At 63.9% G+C, this 24,734-nt stretch carries 24 protein-coding genes, 1 other RNA gene and 1 riboswitch; of the genes, 9 read left to right on the top strand and 16 right to left on the bottom strand.

What is annotated here, in order from left to right; translation table 11 throughout:
* Nucleotides 1-4: 4 nt before the first annotated feature.
* Together CXX84_RS00960 and ssrA are read left to right on the top strand one after the other, a co-directional pair.
* A complete protein-coding gene (locus CXX84_RS00960; RefSeq protein WP_102974864.1) occupies nt 5-1,441 on the top strand; it encodes a sugar nucleotide-binding protein in 1,437 nt (478 codons plus the stop codon).
* A gap of 82 nt (nt 1,442-1,523) precedes the next feature.
* Nucleotides 1,524-1,892, top strand: a transfer-messenger RNA (tmRNA) gene (gene ssrA / locus CXX84_RS00955).
* A 272-nt stretch (nt 1,893-2,164) separates the two neighbouring features.
* On the opposite strand, the gene CXX84_RS00950 is transcribed toward ssrA, so the two are convergent.
* From CXX84_RS00950 to CXX84_RS00905, 10 genes are all read right to left on the bottom strand, one after another.
* Nucleotides 2,165-2,530 carry a hypothetical protein gene (locus CXX84_RS00950; protein WP_102975328.1) on the bottom strand — a complete coding sequence of 122 codons (366 nt, stop codon included), beginning with the start codon at nt 2,528-2,530 and terminating at the stop codon, nt 2,165-2,167.
* 73 nt (nt 2,531-2,603) lie between these two features.
* Complete coding sequence (locus CXX84_RS00945; protein ID WP_102974863.1) at nt 2,604-3,023, bottom strand: fluoride efflux transporter FluC; 420 nt, start codon at nt 3,021-3,023, stop codon at nt 2,604-2,606.
* Entirely contained in the window at nt 3,020-3,442 is a 423-nt protein-coding gene (locus CXX84_RS00940) for a fluoride efflux transporter FluC (RefSeq protein WP_411266180.1), read from the bottom strand. Before CXX84_RS00940 ends, CXX84_RS00945 begins: the two co-directional genes overlap by 4 nt.
* Before the next feature lie 2 nt (nt 3,443-3,444).
* Nucleotides 3,445-4,173: a metal-dependent transcriptional regulator gene (locus tag CXX84_RS00935; RefSeq protein ID WP_102974861.1), complete on the bottom strand. Its 729-nt coding sequence runs from the start codon at nt 4,171-4,173 to the stop codon at nt 3,445-3,447.
* A 49-nt stretch (nt 4,174-4,222) separates the two neighbouring features.
* Nucleotides 4,223-4,981: a class I SAM-dependent methyltransferase gene (locus CXX84_RS00930; protein WP_102974860.1), complete on the bottom strand. Its 759-nt coding sequence runs from the start codon at nt 4,979-4,981 to the stop codon at nt 4,223-4,225.
* A gap of 89 nt (nt 4,982-5,070) precedes the next feature.
* Nucleotides 5,071-6,489, bottom strand: coding sequence for an aminotransferase class V-fold PLP-dependent enzyme (locus CXX84_RS00925; RefSeq protein ID WP_102974859.1), 1,419 nt, complete (start codon nt 6,487-6,489; stop codon nt 5,071-5,073).
* 34 nt (nt 6,490-6,523) lie between these two features.
* Nucleotides 6,524-6,637: riboswitch (SAM riboswitch) on the bottom strand.
* Between the two features lie 160 nt (nt 6,638-6,797).
* Nucleotides 6,798-7,610, bottom strand: coding sequence for a histidinol-phosphatase (gene hisN, locus CXX84_RS00920; RefSeq protein WP_102974858.1), 813 nt, complete (start codon nt 7,608-7,610; stop codon nt 6,798-6,800).
* A gap of 47 nt (nt 7,611-7,657) precedes the next feature.
* The gene (locus CXX84_RS00915) at nt 7,658-8,773 is read right to left on the bottom strand and encodes a ribosome small subunit-dependent GTPase A (protein WP_102974857.1); all 1,116 of its coding nucleotides are present in this window, start codon (nt 8,771-8,773) and stop codon (nt 7,658-7,660) included.
* Nucleotides 8,757-10,145, bottom strand: coding sequence for a 3-phosphoshikimate 1-carboxyvinyltransferase (aroA, locus tag CXX84_RS00910; protein WP_102974856.1), 1,389 nt, complete (start codon nt 10,143-10,145; stop codon nt 8,757-8,759). The genes CXX84_RS00915 and aroA overlap by 17 nt, the downstream gene beginning before the upstream one ends.
* A 6-nt stretch (nt 10,146-10,151) precedes the next feature.
* On the bottom strand, nt 10,152-10,667 hold the full coding sequence (locus CXX84_RS00905; protein WP_102974855.1) for a DoxX family protein: 516 nt from the start codon (nt 10,665-10,667) through the stop codon (nt 10,152-10,154).
* A gap of 337 nt (nt 10,668-11,004) precedes the next feature.
* Here CXX84_RS00905 and CXX84_RS00900 point away from each other — a divergent pair, with 337 nt between their 5' ends.
* The gene (locus CXX84_RS00900; protein ID WP_223252913.1) at nt 11,005-11,772 is read left to right on the top strand and encodes a sigma-70 family RNA polymerase sigma factor; all 768 of its coding nucleotides are present in this window, start codon (nt 11,005-11,007) and stop codon (nt 11,770-11,772) included.
* The gene (rsrA, locus tag CXX84_RS00895; RefSeq protein WP_102974853.1) at nt 11,769-12,029 is read left to right on the top strand and encodes a mycothiol system anti-sigma-R factor; all 261 of its coding nucleotides are present in this window, start codon (nt 11,769-11,771) and stop codon (nt 12,027-12,029) included. Before CXX84_RS00900 ends, rsrA begins: the two co-directional genes overlap by 4 nt.
* A 100-nt stretch (nt 12,030-12,129) precedes the next feature.
* On the opposite strand, the gene CXX84_RS19505 is transcribed toward rsrA, so the two are convergent.
* The 5 genes from CXX84_RS19505 to CXX84_RS00875 form a co-directional block, all read right to left on the bottom strand.
* Nucleotides 12,130-12,204: a 50S ribosomal protein bL37 gene (locus CXX84_RS19505; protein WP_369299106.1), complete on the bottom strand. Its 75-nt coding sequence runs from the start codon at nt 12,202-12,204 to the stop codon at nt 12,130-12,132.
* Between the two features lie 122 nt (nt 12,205-12,326).
* Entirely contained in the window at nt 12,327-12,938 is a 612-nt protein-coding gene (locus CXX84_RS00890) for a PadR family transcriptional regulator (protein WP_102974852.1), read from the bottom strand.
* The gene (locus CXX84_RS00885) at nt 12,938-13,765 is read right to left on the bottom strand and encodes a DUF4097 family beta strand repeat-containing protein (RefSeq protein ID WP_102974851.1); all 828 of its coding nucleotides are present in this window, start codon (nt 13,763-13,765) and stop codon (nt 12,938-12,940) included. The genes CXX84_RS00890 and CXX84_RS00885 overlap by 1 nt, the downstream gene beginning before the upstream one ends.
* A gap of 86 nt (nt 13,766-13,851) precedes the next feature.
* Nucleotides 13,852-14,451, bottom strand: a complete 600-nt coding sequence (locus CXX84_RS00880; protein WP_102974850.1) for a GDSL-type esterase/lipase family protein — start codon at nt 14,449-14,451, stop codon at nt 13,852-13,854.
* Nucleotides 14,452-14,657: 206 nt separating this feature from the next.
* Nucleotides 14,658-18,452, bottom strand: a complete 3,795-nt coding sequence (locus CXX84_RS00875) for a multifunctional oxoglutarate decarboxylase/oxoglutarate dehydrogenase thiamine pyrophosphate-binding subunit/dihydrolipoyllysine-residue succinyltransferase subunit (RefSeq protein WP_102974849.1) — start codon at nt 18,450-18,452, stop codon at nt 14,658-14,660.
* 547 nt (nt 18,453-18,999) lie between these two features.
* On the opposite strand from CXX84_RS00875, the gene CXX84_RS00870 reads away from it, so the two are divergent.
* The 5 genes from CXX84_RS00870 (at nt 19,000) to CXX84_RS00850 (ending at nt 24,247) form a co-directional block, all read left to right on the top strand.
* A complete protein-coding gene (locus CXX84_RS00870; RefSeq protein ID WP_102974848.1) occupies nt 19,000-20,370 on the top strand; it encodes a hemolysin family protein in 1,371 nt (456 codons plus the stop codon).
* Complete coding sequence (locus tag CXX84_RS00865) at nt 20,367-21,437, top strand: hemolysin family protein (protein ID WP_102974847.1); 1,071 nt, start codon at nt 20,367-20,369, stop codon at nt 21,435-21,437. Before CXX84_RS00870 ends, CXX84_RS00865 begins: the two co-directional genes overlap by 4 nt.
* 130 nt (nt 21,438-21,567) lie before the next feature.
* Complete coding sequence (locus CXX84_RS00860) at nt 21,568-22,557, top strand: metal ABC transporter solute-binding protein, Zn/Mn family (RefSeq protein WP_102975327.1); 990 nt, start codon at nt 21,568-21,570, stop codon at nt 22,555-22,557.
* Nucleotides 22,554-23,369, top strand: coding sequence for a metal ABC transporter ATP-binding protein (locus tag CXX84_RS00855; RefSeq protein ID WP_102974846.1), 816 nt, complete (start codon nt 22,554-22,556; stop codon nt 23,367-23,369). The genes CXX84_RS00860 and CXX84_RS00855 overlap by 4 nt, the downstream gene beginning before the upstream one ends.
* On the top strand, nt 23,369-24,247 hold the full coding sequence (locus CXX84_RS00850; RefSeq protein WP_102974845.1) for a metal ABC transporter permease: 879 nt from the start codon (nt 23,369-23,371) through the stop codon (nt 24,245-24,247). The genes CXX84_RS00855 and CXX84_RS00850 overlap by 1 nt, the downstream gene beginning before the upstream one ends.
* On the opposite strand, the gene CXX84_RS00845 is transcribed toward CXX84_RS00850, so the two are convergent.
* The gene (locus tag CXX84_RS00845; protein ID WP_102974844.1) at nt 24,244-24,708 is read right to left on the bottom strand and encodes a Fur family transcriptional regulator; all 465 of its coding nucleotides are present in this window, start codon (nt 24,706-24,708) and stop codon (nt 24,244-24,246) included. The two genes, CXX84_RS00850 and CXX84_RS00845, sit on opposite strands and share 4 nt — an antisense overlap.
* Between the last annotated feature and the right edge of the window lie 26 nt (nt 24,709-24,734).

Genomic DNA, 24,734 nt, shown 5'->3' with positions numbered 1-24,734 from the left:
CAACATGCCAATCGAATTCTCGAAACCACTGACAGCGCACGTGACGTCCATTCCGGGTGTAGTGATATACAGCCTTCCGGTCCACGGTGACAACCGTGGCTGGTTCAAGGAGAACTGGCAGCGGGAGAAGATGATGGCGCTTGGTCTGCCTGACTTCCGTCCTGTTCAGAACAATGTTTCTTTCAACGAGAAAGCCGGAACAACCCGCGGGATTCATGCCGAACCCTGGGACAAGTTCATCTCGGTTGCCACCGGGCGCATTTTTGGTGCCTGGGTTGACCTCAGGGAAGGGCCTTCATTTGGCGCCGTCTTTACAGCGGAAATTGACCCCAGCCAGGCCATTTACATACCACGCGGCGTAGGCAACGCCTTCCAGACCCTTGAGGACAACACTGCATACACCTACCTGGTGAACGACCACTGGTCGGCAGATGCGCAGGAGCAGTACACGTTTCTGAATCTTGCAGACGAGACCGCCGCTATCGCCTGGCCTATCCCGCTCGCCCAGGCAGAGCTCTCCGGCAAGGATAAGGCCCACCCGAGGATGGCTGAAGTCAGGCCAATGCAGGACAAAAAGACTCTTGTGGTTGGCGCGGACGGGCAACTGGGCAATGCACTGCGTAAGCTCTACGACGGCGATTCATCCGTCGAGTTCGCAGGCCGCGGAGATTTTGACCTCACCAGTGCAGATTCTTTTGGCAACCGCAATTGGAAGAACTACGCAGCGATCATTAACGCAGCGGCGTACACGGCCGTGGACCATGCTGAAACATCCGACGGACGTGCAGCCTCCTGGGACATTAACGTGACCGCCGTTGCGCGCCTGGCCCGGACCGCCGTCGAACATAACCTCACTTTGGTCCACATATCGTCCGATTATGTCTTTGACGGCGTCCGGGACCTCCATCACGAAATGGAACCCTTTAGTCCCTTGGGCGTCTACGGACAAACCAAAGCGGCGGGAGACGCCGTCGTGAGCGTTGTCCCCCGGCACTACATCGTGAGAACCAGCTGGGTCATCGGCCAGGGGAACAATTTCGTCCGTACCATGGCATCCCTTGCCGAGCGCAACATCCAACCCTCGGTAGTGAACGACCAGATCGGGCGCCTTAGCTTCGCTGACGACATAGCTGCAGTCATCAGGCATCTCCTGGATTCCGGAGCCGATTACGGCACCTACAATTTCAGCAACGATGGTGACCCTCAGTCCTGGGCAGACATAGCGGCTGACGTTTTCGAACTCAAAGGCAAACCGCGGTCTGCTGTAACAGGCGTCAGCACCGAGGAGTATTTCAAGGACAAGGACGCAGCCCCGCGGCCAGTGCATAGCGTTCTCGCATTGGCCAAGATCAAAGCCACAGGATTCGTCCCGCCTTCCTCGAATGAGAGGCTGGCGGGCTTTGTAGCAGCGGAGGCGGGGCAGGGCACAGAAGTGCCATGACATGCGGGGGAATGAACACGGCGCATCATGCGTTATGATAGGTAGTCCGGCGGGCTTGCCCACCGGTTTGGTAAAAAAATATGGGGATGATCGGTTTCGACGATGTTAGTCGCGACAGGTGAAGCGGGCCGAGGATGCAGAATTATCTCGTAAACGCTTTCTGCAAACCAATAAGTGCCAATTCTAAGCGCACTGACTTCGCTCTTGCTGCTTAACCAGTAAGACAGTCCGTCAGCCCGAGGTTGCTATCGCCCCGGATCCTGGCGTCATTTAGATAGCCACTGCTGTTCACCTCCGTCATCGGGGTGAACGGGACTTTTAGATGACTGGGCCCGGATCAGCCAGCTGTTTGCAGCATGGCTGGGGCCGAGAAAATCCGACGCAAACTGCGCCCGGAGAAGCCCTGACAACACGACATCGGACGGGGGTTCAATTCCCCCCATCTCCACATTTTGTGGCGGCCGTAGACTTTCTTCGCGGAGGTCTGCAGCCACCAGGAAAACACCCCGGTCTTCTGACCGGGGTGTTTTTTGTTGCCCCCGAGGACCGTCTGGGGACCAGTAGCCGGTTGTCCTGGAGGTGCGGCAAGACAAGGCGTCGAACCGCGTGGCAGAAATGACGACGACGATGCGACGGGACCGTCATCACGATCAGTCGTGTGGAATCACCAGTGAACCGCGTGGACGGCCGCCCCTCAAGAGGCGGGGCCATTACTTCCGGAAGTCAGCCACCGGCTACGTCAGCGATGCCGACGAAGCGCGTGCCTACGCCGTCGAATTCACTCCGGATGAAGCCCGGCTGCACCGGCGGACCGTCGGCAGGGGAGTGGTGCTCGCAGACCACGTAGGTAAACTCAGGCCACCACTTCTTGGGGCGGGCTGCTTCCTCGTAGCCGCACACGGCGCATTCCAGATGGACCCACACGGGGCGCTTGCCGGTCCGGTTTGCACGGGACTGGACCAGCCAGGGCGGCGGGTTGTCCAGGATCTCACCCAGCTGGGCCTCGGTCATCCACTTGGGAAGGCCGTGGCGCTGTGCCATTTCCATGGGTACATCAAGGGCAATGGCCGCGTCACGTCTGCTAATCATCACCATCCACGATACGGGAGGCCGCCAAATCAAGTCTCCTGACCGGCAGTTCAGTCCGGGGTGCTTCCGATAGCTAGGACACCAGGGCGCTACCTGCCCCCGCAGCAGCAAAGCCCAGGACCAGGTTCACGGCAATATTCATCGCTGCTGCACCCAGGCGTTCCTCAGCCAGCAACCGTACAGTGGCGGTGGTCCAGGAGCTGAAGGTGGTCAGCCCGCCGGCCAGTCCCGTTGCCAGCCCGGCCTGCCACTCAGCAGCCAGTCCCAGCCCCGCAGTAAAGCCATGCGCCGCACCAATAATGAAGCAACCGCCCACGTTTACCAGCAGCGTGGCCCAAGGCCAGTGCAGGCTAGGGCCTGTGCCAGGGCCAGGGCCGGGGATTGCCGTTCGGTCAGTGCGGGTCGAGGCATGATGGGCAAACCAGCTGTCAATACCGAAGCGGAGAAGGGTGCCGGCCACCCCAAAAACTCCTACCAGGACCGCCGTCATCATCGCCGGCCACCGGAAGGCAGGCCAATCAGTTTGCCCAATCGCCAGCCCAGCGCCGCGGCTGCCAGCCCCGCCACCAACGACAACGCCAGGTACACAACCCAGACCATGTGTTGTCCGGCTTGCGCCAGCTGGTCCAAAGAGAAGACCACGGCAGAGAACGTGGTGAAGGACCCCAGCAACCCCGGCCCCAGCCCTGCCCGCAACCAGAATGCAGTTTGTGGGCGGGACATCCAGGCGGTAGTCAGCGTGGCCAGGACAAAGCTGCCGGCCACGTTGATGGAAAGGGTAGTCCAGGGAAAAGAGCCGGGGAGCTCCGGAAAGGCAAGCCCAAGGCCATACCGCAGTTCAGTGCCTGCCAGGCCACCCGCGGCAACCGCCAGCCAGGCCCGGGCCGACGGCACGCCGGGACGTTGCGGCACGCTCATACCGCAGGCAAATCAGCGTCCCCGAGAAGGCAGCCGGGATGCGCCTGGGACGTGTGAACCCACAAAGCGGTGGTGATTTCATCAGCCAGGTCATAGTCCCGCGTCCTGCCCGAGTTCCTGATCCTTACCACCAGGGCGCCCCCAAAGGGCCGGCGTCCCACGACTTCCACTTCTGCGTCGAGGTCTATCTCCTCCGCTGCCAGGTAGCGGAGGAGCTCGGGGTTGTCATCGCTGATCCTGGTTATTCGTCCTGTGTGGCCCTGGTCGAGCTCGGCCATGAGGTGCGCGTGGGGCATGAAGACCTCGCCGTCCGCCGTCGGGATGGGATCGCCGTGCGGATCGCGCTGGGGGTTACCCAGCTTTGCTGCCACGCGTTCTATGAAGGTGTCTGATACGGCGTGCTCCAGCAACTCGGCCTCATCGTGGACCTCATCCCAGCTGTACCCCAACTGCTGCACCAGGTAAGTCTCGATCAGGCGGTGGCGCCGCACCATGGACAGGGCAAGGCGAAGGCCGGCATCCGTGAGCCTGACGGCGCTGTAGGGCTTGTGGTCCACCAGTCCCTGGTCCTTCAGCTTGCGGACCATTTCCGAAACCGATGAGTTGGCAACCCCCAGGCGCTGCGCCAGCTGCGAGGAGGTGATGGGCTTGTCCTGCCACTCCGTGAACGAGTAGATGACCTTGACGTAGTCCTCGATGGAGGAGGAGGGCGCGCTGGTCTTCACGGCATCCAGCCTACCGGCTATCGTTGCCCGCGTGCGGAGCGGCAAATGCTCAAGCCCGGACTGCCCGCCATGCCAGGGCCAGGTAGGGCAGCTCCAGTTGGTCGTCCGGCCCATGGCCCAGATGCTCATGCAGGTACCAGTCCAGGTTCGCCATGACCTTCGCCCGGGTGGCTTCACCGGCACGCAGGTAATAACTCCGGGACTTTGCCAGTTCAATCAGGCCGGTGGTGGTGACGGAGTCCTGCCACGGCGTCACGTGGTCCTCCAGCCCCTCGAACTCGGGTCCCACCAGGGGCCGGAAACCCGGCTTGTAGACGTCCCCGGCGTGCATGATCCGGGACAGCCGGTGGACCCACGGGACGGAAGTGTCCAATTGGTTCCAGACGAGCCCCAGCGTTCCCCGGGGGCGGAGGACACGCGCTGCTTCCGTACTTGCCCTCAGGGCATCGCACCAGTGCCAGGCCTGGGCTACGGTAACGACGTCGAAGGCCGCGTCAGGCAGTCCTGTCACCTCTGCAGTACCAAGGACGGCCGTGGCAGCCGGATAGTGATTCGTCAACTGCCCGAGCATGTCCGCGGAAGGATCCACTGCGGTGACGGAATGCCCCAGACCCAGCAGCAGCCCGGTGAACTTGCCGGTTCCGGCGCCAACGTCGAGCACATCACGGGCTCCAGGGGGTACAAGCCAGCGCGCGGTTTCAGCCGGATAGCCGGGCCTCACCTGCTGGTAATGCCTTCCGCCGTCCTGGAAGCTCTGGCCCAGCTCCCTGCGCCGGCCGTGATCCAGCCGTGGGCCACCCCGTGCCACGCGCGGCCTCCTTCATCCGGTCCCTTTGGTTCCATCCGAATTTACCGTACCGGCTGCAGCGGCAGGGCACCTGGCGCCAGGGCTCCAGCTCAGTCGTCGATGCAGGGGGCCGCGCCGGCAGTTCCGGGGGTGTTGGGCGCCCAGTGGGGATAGGTGCGGTTGTCGTTGGCGGGAACCCAGCGGCCTGCGTCCACCACATAGTCCCAGCCAAGGCCCTTGCTGCGGAGGTCCCGGATGCCGGCGAGGAGCCGCTGGGCATCTTCCAGCCTGGATCCGACGCCGAAGCTGGCCCGGAGTGAGCCGGACGGCAGCCCCAGCCGCTTCAGCAGCGGGTGGGCACAGAACCGGCCGTCGCGGAGGCCCACTCCGTGCTCTGCCGAAAGGTAGGCAGCCACCAGGCCGGCGTCGTAGCCCTCGACGGAGAAGTTGACCACACCGATCGTGTCCGTATCGGTGTCTCTGAAAATCTGGTGCACCGTGACGCCGTCGATCTCCCGCAGGCCATCCACCAGGTAGGAGCGGATGGCTGCTTCGTGGGCGTGCCACCGGTCCGGGTCCAGCCCGGCAATGACCTGCGTGGCACGTGCCAGGGTGGCCGCTCCCAAAACGTTGGGTGACCCGCCCTCGTGGCGGGCAGGGCCGGTGGCCCAGCTGACGCCGTCGAGCCTTGCTTCCTTGACGGCGCCGCCGCCCGCCAGGTGCGGAGTCCCGGCGTCGAGCCAATCCGGACGGCCTACCAGCACGCCTGAACCAAAGGGTGCGTACAGCTTGTGCCCGGAGAAGGCGATGTAGTCGACGTCGTCCGCGGTGATGTTGATACGGCGGTGGGGTGCCAGCTGGGCCGCGTCCACAACAATCCGTGCGCCATGGTTGTGGGCGAGTTCGGCAAGGGTTCGGACCGGCAGGATTTCACCGGTGACATTGGACGCTCCGGTGACGGCCAGCAGGCTCACCCCGCCCTGCTGCAGTTCGGCACGCACCGCATCAACGGTTCCGGCAACCGTGTCCGCTGCCACGATGCTGCGATGCGGAACTCCCTGCCACGGGAGCAGGTTGGCGTGGTGCTCGATGTCGAGGTACAGGACGTCGCCATCGGGCCGTCCGCCGGTCACAGGCAGGCAACCGGCCAGCAGGTTGAGTGAATCGGTCGTGTTCCGGGTGAAAATCACCGAGTCATCCGGGCGGCCGTTCACAAACTCGCGGACGATGGCGCGGGCATTTTCGTACACCGAGGTGCTGATTTGGGATGCGTAGCCGGCACCACGGTGGACACTCGCGTAGAACGGGAGAATTTCATTGAGGTACGCGGACACCACGGAGAGCGCCGGCGCGGACGCGCCATAGTCGAGGTTGGCGTAGCGGACGTGTCCGCCATGGATCAGCGGCGCCTGGATTTCGGCGCCCGTGACTGCCGCGAGGGGACGGCCGGCGAGGGCCTGCCGCTGGTCAGGAAGGACAGCGGTTGCAGGCTGGATGGCGACGTTGGGGGAGACGGTGGCAGTTGTCACAGAGACCTCACTTCAGAACAGGACTCCGGGCAGGAATCCGCGCTTGCCGCATCCGTTCCGGACCGGCCTGGTCGTCACCCGGGGCACCCCGCCGCGAATGGAGGGTTGCCGGCCAGCAAACCGGGGTTTTGCGCTGGCACTCGTGACCTGCTTAAGAGCGTAGGACATGGGCGGGGAAGGCAAAAAGCGGGCAGGAATGTTAAGGGCTTTGTTACGTCCGCCTGAAAAGGAACGCTTCCACCGAACATAACGACGGCGGCCAGCACCTCTAAGGGCTGGCCGCCGTCGAAAATTCGGGGGAGGGGAAATCAGAGAAGGTCGTCCAGGTCCGGGTTCAACCGGCGCAGCACCTCCGAGTGCAGGATGGAGTTGGTGGCGAGGGCGTTGCCTCCGAAGGGTCCGTCCTCGCCTTCCAGCGAGGTGAAGCGCCCGCCGGCCTCCACCACGATCGGCACCAGGGCGGCCATGTCGTAAAGGTTCAGTTCGGGCTCGCAGGCAATGTCCACCGAACCCTCGGCCACCATGCAGTAGGACCAGAAGTCACCAAAGGCCCGGGTCCGCCACACATCCTCGGTGAGGCCCAGGAATTCGTCGAAGTTGCCCCGTTCCTTCCAGCCGCCAAGGCTCGAGTAGGACAGGGAGGCGTCGGACAGGCTGGAAACGTTGGACACCCGGAGCCTGGTGGCGGCAGCCAGCGAACGGCCCATGTAGGCGCCCATGCCCTTCGCCGCCCACCAGCGCTTGCCAAGGGCCGGGGCGCTGACTACTCCAACAACGGGCTCGCCTTCGTCCACCAGGGCGATCAGGGTGGCCCAGACCGGAACACCACGGACAAAGTTCTTGGTGCCGTCAATCGGATCGATGATCCACCGCCGTGAGCCGTGGCCCGTGCTGCCGAACTCTTCGCCGAGGACGGCGTCACGCGGACGGGAGCGGGAAAGCTGGCCGCGGATGGCCTCTTCGGCCGCCTTGTCCGCGTCCGTGACAGGCGTCAGGTCCGGCTTGGTCTCAATGTGGAGGTCCTGCGCCTTGAAACGGCTCATGGTCTGGTCATCCACGGAATCGGCCAGGACATGGGCCAGGCGCAGGTCATCGTTGTAGCTCGAAGCGGGTTGGATCATGGTTCCAAACTACCGTCTGCGCGCGATTCTGCCGGGAAGCGGGACCGTCAGTTGACGCTTCCCAGTTCCTTGGCCTCCTGGGCCTCCATCCGCGGGTCGGTGCCGAGAAGGCGCCGCAGCGAGCCCAGCCGGGCTGCTCCGGTGGGGCCGGCATGGCCCGCGGCCACCCAGGCGTCCAGTCCACAGTCCACAGCACTGGCGGTGTGCTTGCACCCGCGCTCGCAGCCCTCCGTGCCCGGGGACAGGTCAGGGAAGGACCGCAGGATCCGGTCCGGGTCCACGTGCGCAAGGCCGAAGGAGCGGATGCCCGGAGTGTCAATGATCCAGCTGCCGGCGGGAGCGTCGGCAAGGCGCAGCGCGAGGGCCGACGACGACGTGTGCCTTCCGCGTCCGGTCACCGCGTTCACCCCACCGGTAGCCCTTTCCGCTCCGGTCAGCGCGTTGACCATCGTTGACTTGCCAACACCTGAATGCCCCAGCATGACCGTCACCTTCCCGCCCAGGTAGGAACGCAGTTCCGCGACGGCGGCGCTGTCCAGCCGGGCGGACAGGCCGTCGTCGGAACGGGCATCGATACCTGACGCCCGCTTATCCGCAGTCCGGCTGATGATGACCGGGAAGTCCAGGTGGGTGTAGTTGGACAGCAGCTCCGCGGGGTCCTTGACGTCCGCCTTAGTGACCAGCAGGATCGGCTCGATGCCGGCGTCGTACGCCGCAACCAGGGCGCGGTCAATGAAGCCTGTGCGGGGCTCCGGGTTGGCTGCTGCCACCACGACCACCAACTGGTCGGCGTTGGCCACCACGGCGCGTTCAACAGGATCCGTGTCATCGGCGCTGCGCCGCAGGAGGGTCTTGCGGTCCTGGATCTTCACCAGCCGCGCCAAGGTATCCGGCTCACCGGAGACGTCGCCCACAAGCGACACAAAGTCTCCCGCGACCACCGGGTTCCGGCGCAGTTCCCGGGCCCTCGCGGCGATGACCACGCGTTCGTTGCCGGAGTCCTCGCCCACCACCGCGGTGTACCTGCCCCGGTCAACGGTGATGATGCGTCCGGTGACGGCGTCGTCGTGGCTGGGCCTGTCCTTGGTGCGCGGCCTGGAACCCTTCTTGCTGGGCCGGATCCGGACGTCCGACTCATCCCAGGAGTCAGTGCTCCGCGCCACCGCGGGAACCTTCCGCGGACGGTTCAGACGGGTTGTTCTGCGCCAGCATGCCGGCCCACAAGCGGGGGAAGTCCGGCATGGTCTTCGCGGTAGTGCCGATATCCTCCACCTGGACGCCCTCCACGGCGAGGCCAATGATTGCACCGGCGGTTGCCATCCGGTGGTCGGCATAGCTGTGGACGACGCCGGCGTGCAGCGCGGCGGGCCGGATCACCAAACCATCGCTGGTTTCCTCGGCGTCTCCGCCCAGGCGGTTGATCTCGGAGACAAGGGCAGCGAGGCGGTCGGTCTCGTGGCCCCGCAAATGGGCAATCCCGGTCAGCCGCGAGGGTCCGGTGGCCAAGGCGCAGAGGGCTGCCACGGTGGGGGCAAGCTCGCTGGTGTCGGCGAAATCCCCGCCCTTGATAGCCGGGCCCCCCGTAACCGTGAGGACGCCGTCCTGCAGCGTGACCTTCGCCCCCAGCCTGGGCAGGATACTGCGCCAGAGATCACCAACCTGCTGCGTTTCCTCCGGCCAGCCGGGAATCCGCACCGTCCCGCACGAGGCCAGCGCGGCAGCGAGGAAAGGACCGGCATTGGACAGGTCCTGCTCAATCCGCTGATCAAACGCACGGATGGGACCGGGGCTGACCACCCAGTGATTGGGCACAGAATCATCAACAACAACTCCCGCGCCCCGCAGGACTGCGACCGTCATGCTGATGTGGTCGAGGCTGGGCACGGGCTTGCCCACGTGTTCCAGGTGCAGGCCTTCCGTGAACCGGGCACCCACCAGGAGCAGTGCCGAAACGAACTGGGAAGAAGCACTGGCATCGATGACCAGGTGGCCGCCGCGCACTTCACCTGTGCCTTCCACCGCGAACGGCAACGACGACGGCGTGCCGCCCTCCTCGGCGGACACGGCCACCCCCAGCGCCCTGAGCGCCTCGATGATGGTTCCCATCGGCCGTTTGCGGGCGTGCGGGTCGCCGTCGAAGACGCTGCTGCCGTTCCGCAGCGCGGCCAGGGGCGGAACGAACCGCATGACCGTACCGGCCAGGCCGCAGTCGATCCTTGCCAGTGACGCCGCAGCGGCCGGGTCCAGTGGAACAACCTCCAGGTCGGGCCCGAAGGCGCCGTCCCCCGGTACCTCGGTAATGCTGGCACCCAACTGGCGAAGCGCCTCGATCATGAGCGCGGAGTCCCTGGAATGCAGAGGCGCCCGGAGCCGGGACGGCCCGTCCGCCAACGCCGCGAGCACCAGGTACCTGTTGGTCAGCGACTTTGAACCGGGCACCGTGACGGTGGCGTTGATGGGCCGGGACGCGAAGGGTGCGGGCCAGTGGGGGACGGGTGCTCCCGCGTCATCCCGGACGGCTGTTGCTGCGGTCATGCGTTGTTATGCCCCCGTGGCCTGTTCCACCGCGCGGCGCACGGCCTTGTCAGCCTTGGTGAGCTTCTTGTTGGTGGTCTTCCGGGCGTCAGCGGCAAGGTGCTCGGCGCGCCAGGCCAGGCCAGGCTTACCGGCCGTGTCAACGGAGGCCAGCAAGGCTCCGCCGCTCAGGGACAGGTTCTTGAGCAGCTGGTTGCGCCGGTTCTCGCGCCCTTCCCTGGTGCTGATGTCAGCGCTGCGCCATTCAACAAAGGTGTTCAAAAGAGAGATCACGGTGAGTACCGTTGCTGACAGCCTGGAGAATTTACCCAGTCCAAAAAGCACGCCGGCGCCCACCTGGGTTCCGCCAATAACGCGGGCCAGGGTCTTCTCGTCAGACTTGAACGGCAGGGATGCCGCAGCCTTGCGGAGCAGCGGCGAGAGCTGCTGTGCGGTGTCGTCGGCATTTTTGAGCTTATCCACTCCGGCGATGACGAAACTGGAGGCCAGCATTGGACGGGCAAGCGTGCGGAAAAAGGACATGAATTTCCTCCTGGATGGACGAACCGCATCGGAAGCGGCGGAGTCCGTTCTAGTCTTGCACTTTTGGGGAATATTTGCCGAAGGCATGAGGTTATTGATGTCGGACCCGGCAATACCGGGCCGAAGGAAAATCATGGGCTGAACCATGGATCAGATGGCCGGGCAATGATTGCGGGACGCAGGTGTACGGCCGGACACACAGAGCGGAGTTGGGCCCTTGGCGCGTGTTTTAGACGGAGTAGAAGCAGCAGGCCCGGTGGCGCTGGACTCGTTTGGGGCTGAACTGCCGGGGTACGACTCGCCGCGTGCTCGCAGCCTCACAGTAGACTTGGGGGCAATGAGCACCCTGGATCCGGCCGTCTCGGCCATGTATGAGGCTTCCCACAATGAAGCGAAGAGCAGCGCCCCGTCAGGACCTGAGGCTGCGGATTCCGTCGTGGCCCCTTCGTCCGGTGCCGGCGCCGGCGAAGACCTGGTGGATGTGTCCACGGAATCTGTGGAACAGCGCCGCTTGAGGTTTGAACGCGACGCGATGCAGTACGTCGACCAGCTGTACTCAGCCGCGATGCGCATGGCCAGGAACCCCTCGGATGCCGAGGACCTGGTCCAGGAGGCGTACACCAAGGCATTTTCGGCCTTCCACCAGTACAAGCCGGGAACCAACCTCAAAGCGTGGCTTTACCGCATCCTGACGAACACGTATATCAACCTGTACCGCAAGCGTCAGCGGGAACCGCTTCAGTCCAACTCAGACACCATCGAGGACTGGCAGCTGGCGAGGGCTGAGTCGCACACCTCCAGCGGACTCCGTTCGGCCGAGGCGGAGGCCCTGGACCACCTTCCTGATTCAGACGTCAAGCGGGCCCTCCAGGAAATCCCCGAAGAATTCCGGCTTGCGGTCTACTTCGCCGATGTGGAGGGGTTCGCCTACAAGGAAATATCCGACATCATGAACACGCCCATTGGCACAGTGATGTCCCGGCTCCACCGCGGCAGGAGGATGTTGCGGGACATGCTGGGGGAGTACGCCGCTGAGCGCGGATTCAAAACGGCCGCTGATTCACAGGACGCGGCAGGAAGCACACAACAGGAGAGCAGGAAATGAGCGACTGCCAGGGATTGGGCGACTGCGACGACACCAGGATGCAACGCATCTACGAGTACCTCGACGGTGCTTTGACCCGCGAGGACATCACGGAGATCAAGAACCACCTTGATGATTGCCCGGAATGCACCGAGCAGTACGACCTCGAGTGCGTAATCCGCAACCTGGTCAAACGCTCCTGCACCGAGGCTGCTCCGGAGAACCTGAAGAACGCCATTCTTGACCGGATCCATACCATTCGGCCAGTGGACGCCTAAGCACAGCAGGAGCGCCCGCTGCAGCAGACGACAGCAAAAGACCCCGGAGGCCGTGTGGCTTCCGGGGTCCTTTACTTGAACCGTAGTCCCTGGCGATTGCCTAGGTGTTGGGGCGCTTCCCGTGGTTCGCGCCGCCACGCTTACGGTCACGACGCTTGCGTGCACGCTTGCTCATAGCTGGCCTCCTTACTGTTGGTACTCAAAAGAGCTGCCCTCAAGTCTCCCACATCAACCGGCAGCCCGCGAACCAGGAACCGCTGCATGACCTGCGTTGATTCCGGCAGGCCAGGTGCGGTGCTAGGAATTAAGCGAGTTGCGAATGGAAATGCCGGCTTGCTCCAGCACCGTCCTGACGGTTTCCAGTGCAAGGGGGCTGAGCGGTTGCCGGCCGGCCTGCAGCCGCAGTTCCGCACGGAGGTCGTCCCGGAACCGCTGGAGCATCATTTCGGCTTCCTTGAGCGACCGCTGGCTTTCTGCCGGCAACCGTCCCGGGACCTTGAAATCCGCAGCCAGCGCGGTACCTCTGGCCGCTTCCGCGGTGGCGGCCAAATCTGCGCGGAGTCCCCGCATATTGCTCCGGATGTCTTCCCGGAGGTTGTCCGCCAGCCTGCGGACCGAGGCTGAAATCTCGCTTTCCACTCCGGCCAGTTCGTCACGGCGGCGGTTCAGTTCAGCGAGCCCGGATGCGGTGATGTGGTAATTTGTGCGGCGGCCCGCGGATTCGGTGGCCACGAGGCCTTCCTCCTCCAGCTTTCCCAGCCGCGGGTAAATAGTGCCGGCGCTGGGTGAGTAGGTTCCGCCGAAGCGCTCCTTCAGGGCTTTGATGAGTTCGTAGCCGTGTTTGGGGCCGGACTCAAGAAGCGCCAGAAGATAAAGCCGGAGCGCCCCATGGGCAAAGACCGGCGGCATCAGGACCCCGCTTCTGCATTTCCTGCCACGGTGCTGTGGAAAATGGAGGTCTTCCCGGACATCGAGTTGGTGCGCATCAGCATCAGCTGCCCGTCCGGGCCTGCAATCGTCTCCACCTTGCCACCGACCACAGCGTACCGCTGGTCTCCGATCACCACCGCTCCACTTGCGGACTTGGCCACTATGTCCACGCCCACGTCATGGGGCAGCCGGACTGTGAGGTCCCCGGACACAGAATTTGCACCGAAGTCCTGCGTGAAGCCCAGGAGGTCGAAGGTCATGTCACCGCTGACGGTGTTTGCCCGGATGTGGCTGAGGTGGCCGGAAACAGTCAGTTCGCCCGAGACGCTCTTGGCTGTCAGGACGCCGGTGTGGTTCCGTGCGGTGACTTCTCCGCTCACGGTCTGGATATGCAGTTCGCCGCTTGTACTGTCCGCCATGACGGAACCGGAAACAGTGTTCAGGCGTGTATTCCCGGCAAGGCCGGACACCAGCCCATCACCGCTGACCGTGCCGGCTTCAACGCTGACGTGAGCCGGAACGGCAATGCTGATGACAGCTGAGTTTTCGCTGTTGTGGTTAACAGTTCCCATCAGGTTCTTGAACCATCCCTGCGGGCCGTGCAACTGGTGCCGTACCTCCAGCCGCCCGCCGTTCAGGGAGACGGCCACGGGGTCCCCGTGCACGTCCGATATTTCCACCCTGGCAACGGGCTCCTGATGCACCACTACATCGAAGCGTCCCTTAATCATGCCCAGTTTCAGGGAAGTCACACCGTCGACGTCGATGGTCTCCGGGCTGGTGACAGTCCACTCGCGATCAGTCAAGGGTTCCTCCAGAAGCGATATATCGTGTTGGAACTTCCAACCTACGCGCACGGGCAGTGCGGGTCAAGATATATCGCGACTGCAGTTTACTCCGGTGCGTCCATCCCAAGCCATTGGAACCAGCCCCGGTGCAGCACCAGCCAGGCCATCAGGCCGTAGCCCGCCTGGCCGGGCGTGCCTCCCTGGGCTGCCAGGTCCTGGCGCCACTGTTCGTGGTTCAGGAGCGGGGAGAAGGTGTCCACGTACAGGTGCTTGCGCCGGGTGGTGACGTCGGCGAAGGCGGTATTGAGCTCGTCCAGGCGCCTGTTCTGGGCGGGGTCGAGGGTGGGCGGAGGGCCAACAACGAAAACCTCGATGCGGTTCTGCGACGCCGAATCCAGGATGTTGGCCAGGTTGAGCCGGCTGCGCGCGGTGGAGAGCCCGAACTCAATATCACGGCCGGACAGTCCGATGACCAGGCGGTTTTCTGCCCGGGCACTGAAACGGCGGCCCGCTTCCTCCAGCCACCGCGCAGCCAGGCCCTCCGTTCCTTCCTGCGGGCAGGGAAGGGCGTAGCTCTCCAGGAGCATGCTGTCCCGGGGAGTGCGGGCAAGGACGCGTCCCAGCCAGCCGAGCGCCCGGGGATCGCCCAGTCCGGCCAGCAGTTCATCTCCTACAGCTGCAATCCGCAGCTTCCTGTCTTCCACGCGTTCCTCTTTACGTCGGTGCCTTGCCGCTGCCACTGTGGATCCTATTGCTGGCCACGGGGTGCGCTGTGCATTCGATGGGGTTCTTACCTTTGCTGCTGTAGTTCGACAGCAGTACTGCGTCTCATGAGCGCTGTTCACTCCATTAAACAGAACTGCCCGGCCGGAGTCTGGGATTTCGACGTCCGGCCGGGCAGCCTTAGTGCTTATTTCCGTGCAAATGCCTGCTTAAGGAGACTATCCTGTTCCGCGGCGTGCCGCTTCATGGAACCGGCGGCTGTCGAAGCCGAGGCCGGACGCGAGACCAACCGGATGTGGCGTTCCAGGGCACCAGGGAGGTTCAGGCCAATGAATGGCCACGGGCCCTGGTTGGCGGGCTCGTCCTGGGCCCACACAACTTCGGCGTTCGGGTACTTCGCCAGTTCCTTGGCGATTTCCTCGTGAGGCAGCGGGTAGAGCTGCTCCACGCGGACGATCGCCGTCGTCTTGTCATCCGTCTTCTGCCGGGTGGACAGGAGGTCGTAGTACAGGCGGCCGGAGACCAGGAGGACGCGTTCGACGGCGTCTCCCGCCAGTTGCTCGTGGTCACCAATAACGGGGCGGAACGAGCCGGTGGTGAAGTCCTCCACAGATGAAGCGGCAGCCTTGAGGCGCAGCAGCTGCTTGGGCGTGAAGATAATCAGCGGCTTGCGGGGACGGTTGTAGGCCTGGCGGCGCAGCAGGTGGAAGTGCGAAGCCGCCGTGGTGGGGTTGGCCACGATCATGTTCTCTTCAGCGCACAGCTGCAGGAACCGCTCGATCCTGGCAGAGGAGTGGTCCGGTCCCTGGCCTTCGTAGCCGTGGGGCAGCATCAGGACGAGCGAGGAACGCTGGCCCCACTTCTGTTCGGCGGAGGAGATGAACTCGTCGATGATGGTCTGGGCGCCGTTGACGAAGTCGCCGAACTGGGCTTCCCACAGCACCAGTGCATCAGGACGCTCCACTGAGTAGCCGTATTCGAAGCCCATGGCAGCGTATTCGGAGAGCAGGGAGTCGTAAATCCACAGCTTCGCCTGGTCGTCGGAGAGGTTGCCCAGGGGCAGCCATTCCTTGCCGTTGGCGCGGTCGTGGAACACGGCGTGGCGCTGCACGAAGGTGCCGCGGCGGGAGTCCTGCCCTGCCAGGCGCACGGGGACGCCTTCCATGATGAGGGAACCGAAGGCGGCGATTTCGCCGAAGCCCCAGTCGATGCCGCCTTCCCGGGACATCTGCTCGCGCTTTTCGAGCAGCTGCTTGAGTTTGCCGTGCACAGTGAAGCCCTCGGGGATTTCCACGTGGGCCTTGCCGATCCGCGCCAGGGTATCCGCGGAGATGGCGGTGGACGCGGGAGCGTTGACGCCGGAATCCGACTGCTGGGACGTGGGTCGCTCGATATCGGAAACGGCGGCCATATCCGCGGTCACGATCGGGATCGGGGACGTCTGGGCCGCGTGGGTTTCCGCGAAGACGCGCTCCAGCCTCTCCTGGTAGTCGCGGAGCAGCTGCTCGGCTTCTTCCTCGGTGATGTCGCCACGGCCGATCAGCGATTCCGTGTACAGCTTGCGGACGGAGCGCTTGGCCTCAATGAGGTTGTACATCAGCGGCTGGGTCATCGAGGGGTCATCACCCTCGTTGTGGCCGCGGCGCCGGTAGCAGACCATGTCGATGACAACGTCCTTGTGGAACCGCTGACGGAACTCGTAGGCGAGCTGCCCGATGCGGACCACTGCTTCGGGATCGTCACCGTTCACGTGGAACACGGGCGCCTGGATCATCTTGGCAACATCCGTGGAGTACGTGGACGAGCGGGATGACGAAGGTGCCGTGGTGAAACCAACCTGGTTGTTGACCACCACGTGGATGGTTCCACCGGTGCGGTAACCGCGGAGCTGGGACAGGTTGAGTGTTTCGGCAACCACACCCTGGCCCGCGAAAGCGGCGTCGCCATGGACCATGATGGGCAGGACGGGGAATGACTCGCCCTGGTCAAGCCGGTCCTGCTTGGCGCGGACGATGCCTTCAAGCACAGAATCCACGGCTTCAAGGTGGGAGGGGTTGGCTGCCAGGTAGACCTTGGTTTCCTTGCCGTTGTCCGAGGTGAAGGTTCCCTCGGTGCCCAGGTGGTACTTGACGTCGCCGGATCCCTGCACGGAGCGGGGATCCTGCGTGCCTTCGAATTCGCGGAAGACCTGCGCGTAGGTCTTGCCGGCGATGTTGGTGAGAACGTTCAGGCGGCCGCGGTGCGCCATTCCGATGGCAACCTCGTCCAGGCCGTCGTCGGCGGCGTCGGACATGATGGCGTCCAGCAGCGGGATCAGGGATTCGCCGCCCTCCAGGGAAAAGCGCTTCTGGCCGACGAACTTGGTCTGCAGGAACGTCTCGAAGGCTTCTGCGGCGTTCAGCTTGGAGACGATGCGCAGCTGCTCTTCACGGCTGGGCTTGGAGTACTCGTGTTCCAGCTGGTCCTGGAACCACTTGCGCTCTTCCGGTTCCTGGATGTGCATGTATTCGATGCCGGTGGTGCGGCAGTAGGCATCGCGCAGGACGCCCAGGATATCGCGGAACTTGAGCATCGGCTTGCCGCCGAACCCGCCGGTGGGCCACTCGCGGTCCAGGTCCCACAGCGTCAGGCCGTAGGTCAGGATGTCGAGGTCCGGGTGCTTGCGCTGGACGTACTCCAGCGGATCGGTGTCGGCCATCAGGTGGCCGCGGACCCTGTAGGAGTGGATCAGCTGCTGGATCCGGGCAACCTTGTTGATCTGGTCTGCCGGGTCCACCTGCTTGTCGGCACTCCAGCGCACAGGCTCGTAGGGGATACGCAGGGATTCGAAAATCTCATCGTAGAAGTTCTGCGCACCCAGGAGCAGTTGGTGCACGAGCTTCAGGAACTCGCCGCTGCCGGCACCCTGGATCACGCGGTGATCGTAGGTGGAGGTGAGAGTGAGGACCTTGCTGATGGCGTTCTGGGCGATGATCTTTTCGCTTGCGCCCTGGAACTCTGCCGGGTAGTCAAGGGCACCCACGCCGATGATGGCGGCCTGGCCCTTGGAAAGGCGCGGCACCGAGTGGACGGTGCCGATGCCGCCGGGATTGGTGAGGGACACGGTGGTGCCCTGGTGGTCCTCGGCCGTCAGCTTGCCGTTGCGGGCACGCTTGATGAGGTCCTCATAGGTGTGCCAGAACTCGGAGAAGTTGAGGGTTTCAGCCTTTTTGATGTTGGGCACCATCAGCAGGCGCGTACCGTCCGGCTTCGGCATGTCAATGGCGATGCCGAAGTTGACGTGGGCCGGCTGCACGGCAACGGGCTTGCCGTCCACTTCGTCGTAGTACACATTCATGGAAGGGAACTGCGAAAGCGCACGGATGACGGCGTAGCCGATGAGGTGCGTAAAGGAAACCTTGCCGCCGCGGGCACGGGCCAGGTTCGAGTTGATGACCACGCGGTTATCGATCAGCAGCTTGGCCGGGATGGCGCGGACGCTGGTGGCGGTGGGCACCTGGAGGCTGGTGACCATGTTGGTGGCAATCGCCTTGGCAGGGCCGCGGAGGACGGAGACGACGTCCTCTTCCGGAGCGGTAGGCGCCTTGACGTTCTTGGGGAGCTGCGCGGGGATGGGCTGCGAGCCGGTTCCGGCCTCGGTCTTCTTGCCGCCATCGCGGGCCACGGTTGCCGGAGCATTCTTTGCCGGCGCCTGAGCGGAGGCCGGCGGGGTGGCCGGGGCAGGGGGGACAACGGGAGCCGCTGCCGGCGACGGTGCCGGCGCTGCTTTCACAGAGGGCATTTCCCGGGTAGGGGGATGGGCCGCGGCGTGCCCCGAATTTCCATTGGAAGAAGAACTGCCCGACTCGAACGATTCAAACAGCGGCCACCACTTGGCATCCACGGCGTTCTTGTCCTGCTGGTACTGCTCGTACAGTTCGTCAACGAGCCACTCGTTTCCGCCAAATTCCTCTGGTAGACGGTGGCTGGGCTGCTCTGGCACTTGAAATACGCCTCTTCCATGAGTTTGATTTCTCTCCGGCCCCACGGCGCTTCAGCAACACGTACGAACCGATCCCTGAGTCCTCTGAACCCAGACCTTTGCAAGTCTAGTGAGCATCTTGTGTTAACTGCCAATAAGGGTGACCCAAATCATGAAGTGACGCAGGAACGGCGGAATATGGCGAAAAACGGTGTCCCCGGGAATGTGTTTACGGGCGGTGAAACGGCCGCGATGCCGGTTGCGGCGGCCGTGGTGCCGGTGAGGCCGGGACAGGTGCCTCCTGTAGACTGAAACTCTTATGGACAGTAAATCTAGGTGCCGGCCTGGGGGCTGTCAGCGGAGCATGAAGAGCAGCGCCGCGCAGTCCACCCGCAGAGCCGGCAAACCCCGAACACGAGCCCATCACCCGCCGGCAGGCCAGCCGGCCAGAGCCCCCAAGGAAAGAGCGTCGGTTTCCGCCGACCATCCTCCGCCGGGCGGACTGGCCAGTTTCCGCACTTCCCCTTCCTTTAGCGTGTCAGCCAACGCCGCCCAGGCGGGATGCTGAATGGAGTGGCTTCTCCTTGCAGCAGGACTGCTGCTGATCGCCGGCACGGGGTTCTTCGTCGCTGTCGAATTTTCCCTCATCGCACTGGACCAGCCAACAGTCCAGCGCGCCATCGACGACGGCGACACCGGCGCTGTTCCTTTGCTCACCTGTCTAAAATCCCTCTCTACCCAGCTTTCCAGCTGCCAGCTCGGCATCACGCTGACAACGCTCCTGACCGGCTACGTCATGGAGCCGTCGGTGGGGCGCCTCCTGGAAGCCCCGCTCACCGCCGTCGGACTTCCCGACGTCGCGGTGGCGTCCGTCTCCCTGGTCCTGGCCATGGTGCTCGCCACCCTGCTGTCCATGCTCCTGGGCGAACTGGTACCCAAGAACATGGCCATAGCACTGTCCTTCCCCGTTGGCCGGGCCCTCGCCCGGCCGCAGCTGATGTTCACCGCTGTCTTCAAACCGGCGATCGTGGTCCTCAACGGCGTTTCCAACAAGGTGCTGAACGCCTTTGGACTGGAGGCGAAGGAGGAAATCTCAGGAGCCCGGACGCCGTCGGAACTCGCATCGCTGGTCCGCCGTTCGGCGGCGATGGGTACCCTTGACGCCGGCACTGCAAACTTTGTTGCGCGCACGTTGAACTTCTCCACCAGGACGGCCGCGGATGTGATGACCCCGCGCATCCGGGTGGAAACCATCGATGCCGGCCAGCCCGTCTCCGATGTCCTGAGTGCTGCGCGCCGTACCGGGTACTCCCGGTTCCCGGTGATTGGCGACTCAGCCGACGACATCCGTGGGCTGGTCCACGTCAAGAAGGCCGTGGCAGTGCCGTGGGACCGCCGCCAGAACCTCGAAGCCGGTGCCATCATGACCGAGGTGCTCCGGGTCCCCGAGACCATCCACCTTGACGCCCTGCTGGCAGAGCTCCGGGAGGGCAACCTCCAGCTCGCCGTCGTCCTGGATGAGTATGGCGGCACTGCCGGCATCGCTACCCTCGAAGACCTCGTGGAGGAGATCGTGGGAGAAGTGGCGGACGAACACGACAAGGTCCGGCCCGGGCTGCTGCAAAGCGCCTCGGGGGACTGGTACTTCCCGGGCCTGCTTCGCCCGGACGAATTGTCCGAGCAGATTCCCCGCTTGAGTGTTCCGGATGAAGCAGCTTACGAAACCGTGGGCGGGTACGTCATGAGCAAGCTGGGGCGGATCGCCGTTGTAGGGGATGCCGTCCCCGTCGGCGGCGGGACGCTGAGCGTGACCCGGATGGACGGGCGGCGTATCGACCGCATCTGTTTCCGGCCGGCCCCCGAACCGGGGCATGCCGACAGCGATAGCGGTCTTGACCGTGGCGACAGGACCGAACGCGACGACAGGGCTGAACGATGAGTGACTGGGCCGGCATCTTCTGGCTGGGCGTCCTGCTGCTCGGAAACGCCTTCTTTGTGGCTGCTGAATTCGCAGTCATGTCCGCCCGGCGAAGCCAGATCGAGCCGCTGGCAGAAGCCGGTTCGAAGCGGGCGCAGACCACGCTTCGCGCCATGGAGAACGTATCTCTGATGCTGGCGTGTGCACAGCTGGGTATCACGGTCTGCTCGCTGCTGATCCTGCTGGTGGCCGAACCGGCAATCCACCACCTGCTCGCTGTCCCGTTGGAGACGCTGGGCCTGCCGAAGGAAGTTGCCGACGTGGCCGCTTTCGCCGTGGCGCTGATGCTGGTGACGTTCCTGCATGTGACCTTTGGCGAGATGGTTCCGAAGAACATCTCGGTCAGCGTCGCTGACAAGGCAGCACTCCTGCTGGCCCCGCCGCTGATGTTCGTGGCACGGCTGGTCCACCCCGTCATCTCCGTCCTGAACTGGTCAGCGAACCACATCCTCAAGATGCTCCGTATCGAGCCCAAGGATGAGGTCAACTCCTCCTTCACCCTGGAGGAGGTGCAGTCCATCGTGCAGGAATCCACCCGCCACGGACTGGTGGACGACGACGCGGGGCTCATAACGGGCGCGTTGGAATTTTCCGACTACACCGCCGCGGACATTATGGTCCCGCTGGAGAAGCTGGTCATGCTCAGGGCCGCCACCACCCCGGTGGAGTTCGAAAAGGCCGTGAGCCGGACCGGATTTTCCCGGTTCCCCATGCTTGACGACGACGACATGCTGTACGGCTATCTCCACGTCAAGGATGTGTTGTCCATCCCCGAGCAGGCCTATGAACGGCCCATCGCGGAAAGCCGCATCCGGTCCCTGGCCAATCTGGCCCTCGGCGATGAGATTGAGAAGGCGATGTCCGTTATGCAGAGGACGGGATCCCATCTGGCCCGGGTGATTGGACCGGACGGCAACACGCAGGGCGTCCTGTTCCTCGAGGACGTCATCGAGCAGCTGGTCGGTGAGATCCGTGATGCCACCCAGGCCACCGGGATCAGGCGGCTGGGGCAGCCGAACGGCGGATAGCCCGACGGCGCCCTTCCGCAGTGCGGGGAGGGCGCGGGTTTCGGGGGAAGACTGGGCTAAATAGGAATGATTCCTATTTAGGTATAAGCTGGAGTGGTTGTTTTCGCCCTCCCTTGTGAATGAGGTTTCCGTGCGCCGTCCAGCTGCCACCCGATCGATCCTTGCCGCCCTGGCCGGGCTCGGCCTCCTGCTCACCGCCTGCAGCCCGCAGGCTGAATCGTCGCCCGAGGCCGCCGACGGGATCAACGTTGTGGCATCGACGAATGTCTACGGGGACATCGCCAAAACCATCGGCGGCGACAAAGTGAACGTCACCGCCATCATCACCAAGACCAGCCAGGATCCGCATTCCTACGAAGCAAATGCCCAGGACCGGCTGGCAGTCTCCAAAGCTGACCTTGTCCTGGAAAACGGCGGCGGCTACGACGACTTCATCCATACCCTGGCAGAGGACAGCGGCCTGGACGACGGAAAGGTGCTGAACGCCGTCGAACTCTCCGGCATGGCGCACCCGGAGGAGGAAGCCCCCTCCTCCGAAGCCCCGGCTACGGAAACGGCGGCAGGGGACGAGACTGCCCATGACCACGGTGAACTGAATGAGCACGTCTGGTATAGCCTGCCGGCCATGGAACAGCTGGCCGCTAAGATCGCAGCAAAGCTTGGTGAGCTGGACCCAGCCTCGGCGTCCACGTTCCAGGCCAATGCCTCAGCCCTGACATCCAGCATCGAGGAACTGCACGGAAAGCTGGAGGCCTTGAAGCCCGTCTCGGCGGGTGCGCGGGTTGCCGTGACCGAACCCGTTCCGCTGTACCTCCTCGAGGATGCCGGGCTGGTGAACTCTACCCCTGAGGACTACACTGCTGCGATTGAAGAAGGCTCGGACGTTCCGCCTGCGGTCCTCAAGGCAGCCACGGACCTTTTGGCTTCGAAGTCGGTGCTGCTGCTCGCCTACAACAGCCAGACTGAAGGTCCGCAGACCGAAGCGCTGAAGAAGGCGGCGGAAAATGCCGGTGTTCCAGTGGTCGACTTCAATGAAACACTGCCGGAGGGCAAGACGTACCTCCAGTGGATGACGGACAATGTGGACAACATCAGCAAGGTTCTGGAGACAAATAGTTGAAACCCGTGGTCAGCCTCACCGGCGCGTCCCTGAAGTTCGGTCAGCGGGCGCTCTGGGAGGACCTTGACCTGGACATCAAGCCCGGAGAATTCTTCGCCGTGCTTGGTCCCAACGGCAGTGGCAAGACCAGTTTCCTGAAAGTCCTGCTGGGGCTCCAGGGACTTCATCAGGGGCAGGCCATGCTTGGCGGGCGTCCCGTGGAACGGGGCAGCAGCCTGATTGGCTACATACCCCAGCAGAAGTCCTTCGCCCCCGATACCCCGATGCGTGCCAGGGACCTCGTTGGCCTGGGTGTGGACGGGCACCGCTGGGGGCTGCGACTATCTTCAACCAAAGCCAACCGCAGGATAGACCAGCTGCTTGACCTTGTAGGGGCCACGGAGTACGCCAAAGTCCCGGTAGGGCAGCTCTCCGGCGGCGAACAGCAGCGGCTCCGGGTGGCGCAGGCGCTGGCCACGGATCCCCAGGTCCTTCTCTGCGACGAACCACTTCTGTCTTTGGACCTCCACCACCAGCAGGCAGTCAGCGCCCTCATCAACCAGCAGTGCCGCGAGCAGAACAGTGCCGTGGTTTTTGTGACCCACGAAATCAACCCCATCATCGATTACGTTGACCGGGTGCTCTACCTTGCCGGCGGCCGCTTCAAGGTGGGCGCTCCCGACGACGTCATGACCACGGAAGTCCTTTCCGATCTCTACGGCAGCCACGTGGAAGTCATCCACGCCAACGGCCGCATCGTTGTGGTGGGCCTGCCGGATGCCACCACCCACCATCATGCAGAGGCGCATGCCCTGGCGGAAGAGGCTGCCTGATGGACGCAGACAGCATTCTTGGTGCAATCTTCAGCTTCGAAAATTATGGGGAGCTGCTGGTCCTGGTTCAGAACTCCATCTGGGCAGGAGCCGTCCTGGGCCTTTTGGGCGGTCTGGTGGGGACTTTTGTCATGAAGCGGGACCTGGCGTTCGCGGTCCACGGCATTTCCGAGCTTTCGTTTGCCGGCGCCGCCTTTGCCCTGCTGATCGGCGCGGACATCGTTTTTGGCTCGCTGATCGGGTCCGTTACGGCGGCGCTGCTGCTGGGCGTGATGGGCGTCCGGGCCAGGGACAAAAACTCCATCATCGGTGTGATCATGCCGTTCGGGCTGGGGCTCGGGATCTTGTTCCTGTCCCTTTACGAAGGCCGTGCAGCCAACAAGTTCGGCCTGCTGACCGGGCAGATTGTGTCCGTGGACACGGTGCAGCTGCAGGCGCTGGCCGGAACCGCGGTGGTGGTGATGGTGGCGCTGCTGGCCCTCTGGCGTCCGCTTAACTTTGCCAGCGTGGACCCGGAGCTGGCCGCGGCCAGGGGTGTTCCGGTGCGCAGCCTTGGCATAATTTTCATGGTCCTGCTGGGCGTCAGCGTGGCCCTGTCCATCCAGGTTGTAGGGGCCCTCCTGGTGCTCGCCCTGCTGATCACCCCTGCGGCGGCAGCACTCCGGGTGACGTCCTCGCCGGTTGCAGTGGTGGTACTCAGCGTGGCGTTTGCGATGACGGCCACCGTGGGCGGAATCCTGCTGGCCCTGGGGGGACGCATTCCGATCAGCCCCTACGTCACCACGCTGTCTTTCCTGATTTACGTGGTGTGCCGGGCCGTTGGATCGGTCCGTGACCGGAAAGGCATCAACGGGCGGGTCCTGGCCAAGGCGGCCTAAAGACTGCCGGCGGCCTTGCGGGCAGTGCAGTCAGGGCAGAGTCCAAAGATTTCCACCGTGTGCGCCACCTCGGTGTAGCCGTGCTCTGCTGCTGTGCGCGCCGCCCAGGTCTCCACAGCAGGCGCTTCAACCTCCACGGCCTTTCCGCAATTCCGGCACAGCAGGTGGTGGTGGTGTCCGGTGACAGCGCAGCGGCGGTACACCGCCTCACCATCACCGTTCCGCAGGACATCCACCAGTCCCTCATCGGCGAGCGACTGGAGGATCCGGTAGGCGGTTGCCAGGGAGACCGAAACTCCCTGGTTCTGCAGGATCCGGTACAACTCCTGCGTGCTGACGAAGTCGTCCAGTTCGTCCAGGGCCGCGCTGACTGCCCGGCGCTGCTTGGTGACGCGCTGTTCCTTGCCGCCACCGGTTACCGGGGACGACGTGGTGGAATCAGCCTTAGCGCCGAAAGGCATGGTTGGACCCGCTTCCTCAGGATGGT

Origin of the sequence: Arthrobacter sp. AFG7.2 (genome assembly GCF_002892835.1) — a bacterium.
Taxonomy (GTDB): Bacteria; Actinomycetota; Actinomycetes; order Actinomycetales; family Micrococcaceae; genus Arthrobacter.
Note: the sequence above shows the minus strand (reverse complement) of the source record. Positions and strands in the feature narration are given on the sequence as shown.

What these genes read in the sequence shown, in the direction of transcription:
- CXX84_RS00960 (WP_102974864.1), top strand. Translation starts at nt 5, where the DNA reads ATGCCAATCGAATTCTCGAAACCACTGACAGCGCACGTGACGTCCATT.
- CXX84_RS00945 (WP_102974863.1), bottom strand. Translation starts at nt 3,023, where the DNA reads ATGATGACGGCGGTCCTGGTAGGAGTTTTTGGGGTGGCCGGCACCCTT.
- aroA (WP_102974856.1), bottom strand. Translation starts at nt 10,145, where the DNA reads ATGACCGCAGCAACAGCCGTCCGGGATGACGCGGGAGCACCCGTCCCC.
- CXX84_RS00870 (WP_102974848.1), top strand. Translation starts at nt 19,000, where the DNA reads ATGGAGTGGCTTCTCCTTGCAGCAGGACTGCTGCTGATCGCCGGCACG.
- CXX84_RS00890 (WP_102974852.1), bottom strand. Translation starts at nt 12,938, where the DNA reads ATGCCGCCGGTCTTTGCCCATGGGGCGCTCCGGCTTTATCTTCTGGCG.
- CXX84_RS00845 (WP_102974844.1), bottom strand. Translation starts at nt 24,708, where the DNA reads ATGCCTTTCGGCGCTAAGGCTGATTCCACCACGTCGTCCCCGGTAACC.
- CXX84_RS00900 (WP_223252913.1), top strand. Translation starts at nt 11,005, where the DNA reads ATGAGCACCCTGGATCCGGCCGTCTCGGCCATGTATGAGGCTTCCCAC.
- rsrA (WP_102974853.1), top strand. Translation starts at nt 11,769, where the DNA reads ATGAGCGACTGCCAGGGATTGGGCGACTGCGACGACACCAGGATGCAA.
- CXX84_RS00950 (WP_102975328.1), bottom strand. Translation starts at nt 2,530, where the DNA reads ATGATTAGCAGACGTGACGCGGCCATTGCCCTTGATGTACCCATGGAA.
- CXX84_RS00865 (WP_102974847.1), top strand. Translation starts at nt 20,367, where the DNA reads ATGAGTGACTGGGCCGGCATCTTCTGGCTGGGCGTCCTGCTGCTCGGA.
- CXX84_RS00850 (WP_102974845.1), top strand. Translation starts at nt 23,369, where the DNA reads ATGGACGCAGACAGCATTCTTGGTGCAATCTTCAGCTTCGAAAATTAT.
- hisN (WP_102974858.1), bottom strand. Translation starts at nt 7,610, where the DNA reads ATGATCCAACCCGCTTCGAGCTACAACGATGACCTGCGCCTGGCCCAT.
- CXX84_RS00905 (WP_102974855.1), bottom strand. Translation starts at nt 10,667, where the DNA reads ATGTCCTTTTTCCGCACGCTTGCCCGTCCAATGCTGGCCTCCAGTTTC.